Annotated in this window: 2 protein-coding genes; both read left to right on the top strand. The window is 59.6% G+C overall.

Annotated elements, in window-relative coordinates; genetic code table 11:
- Positions 1 to 484 precede the first annotated feature (484 nt).
- A complete protein-coding gene (locus tag JX325_RS16610) occupies positions 485 to 859 on the top strand; it encodes a DUF3848 domain-containing protein (protein WP_204792140.1) in 375 nt (124 codons plus the stop codon).
- 20 nt (positions 860 to 879) lie between these two features.
- A partial coding sequence (gene mobP3, locus JX325_RS16615) for a MobP3 family relaxase (protein ID WP_279380549.1) occupies positions 880 to 1,467 on the top strand: 588 nt, incomplete at its 3' end.

The following is a 1,467-nucleotide window of genomic DNA, read 5'->3' on the forward strand; positions in this document are numbered from 1 at the left end:
CCCCAGGAGGACCTGGACCGCCTCCGGGGCCGCTGCGTCCGGGAGGTCAAGTCCACCAACGGCAGCGTCACCCTCAAAGACGCTGTGGACTACCAGAAAGGCGGTGTGTGAGATGGCCTGGTCCGAAGTCCATGACGACCTGCTGCAAAAAGTAAACCGAGAGATGGAAGACTACCAGACACGGATGCTCTCCCGAACCAGCATTGAAGTTTATAACCAGGCTGAGGAAATCGCCGCTATGGGTTTCTGCCACAATCAGCTGATGGAATATCTCCATGACAGCCGGGCAGTAGATCTGGAGCCGCTTCTGGAGCAGGAGAAACCTCTGGAGTTCCTCGCTCACCATTGGATGACTGAACAGAGGCTTGATCGCGATGATGAGTTTGATCGCGTCTTCCGCAACCCGAAACGCCAGGAGGAAAACGGTGAACCGGAATCCGGNNTTTCCATGACCTGACATAATTTGAAACGAGGTGACACATAGATGACGGAAGACGAAGTGCGCGAAGCGCTGCGCCAGAAGCTCCGGGATCGATGGAGTGAATACTCCGCCGAGATGCTGCAGCGCCCATCCACAGAAATTTTTGAACGCGCTGCCGAAATTGCCGCCGCCCGGTTCTGCTATGATGAGCTCACTGAAAATCTGACCAGTTATCCGGCAGAGTACCTGGAATACCTTCTGCGGTTCGAGGACCCGCTCTCGGTTGTCCAAGCCCAGTGGATCTCGGCGCAGAACGTTGACTATAGTGACGAGTTTGAACACGCGCTCTGGATGATCCAGAACGACAGCACAGCTGAACAGGACTACCCGCTGGACCCGGAGTGGAAGCCGGAGCAGACCGGCCCCTCCCTGTGCTGACCACAAGGCGGTGACGCTTCGTGCCACGGCTCATTTTCAAATGTCCTTACCTCAAACCGGAGCAGCACCGATCTGCCGCCCACCGGGAGAACTACGTCCGCTACGTCGCCACCCGCGAAGGCGTGGACCGGCTGGACCCCGGTAAGGCCGTCCTGCCCGCCACCGAAAGACAGAAGGAAATGGTCAGTCAGCTGCTGCGTGACTTTCCCCTCTGCCGGGGACTGTTCGAGTACGAGGACTACCTCGCCGCCCCCACACGCGGGAACGCCTCAGAGTTCATCACCAGAGCTATCGAGGACAACGCGGACTCCCTTGCCAAACGAGAGAACTATGTAGACTACATCGCCAAACGTCCTCGGGCAGAACGCTCCGGCGCTCACGGCCTGTTCACCGGGGCGGATGATCCCCTCGTGCTCTCCCAGGTGGCGGAGGCGGTGGCCAGCCACCCCGGCAATGTGTGGCTCCCCATTATCTCACTGCGCCGGGAGGACGCCGCCCGCCTGGGCTACGACAACGCCGCCAACTGGAAAGACCTGCTCACCAGTTACGCGCCGCAGTTTGCGGAGGCCATGAAGATACCGCTGAGCCAGTTCCGCTGGTACGCCGCC

Source organism: Oscillibacter sp. CU971, from assembly GCF_905219725.1.
Taxonomy (GTDB): Bacteria; Bacillota; Clostridia; order Oscillospirales; family Oscillospiraceae; genus Oscillibacter.

What these genes read in the sequence shown, in the direction of transcription:
- JX325_RS16610 (WP_204792140.1), top strand. Translation starts at nt 485, where the DNA reads ATGACGGAAGACGAAGTGCGCGAAGCGCTGCGCCAGAAGCTCCGGGAT.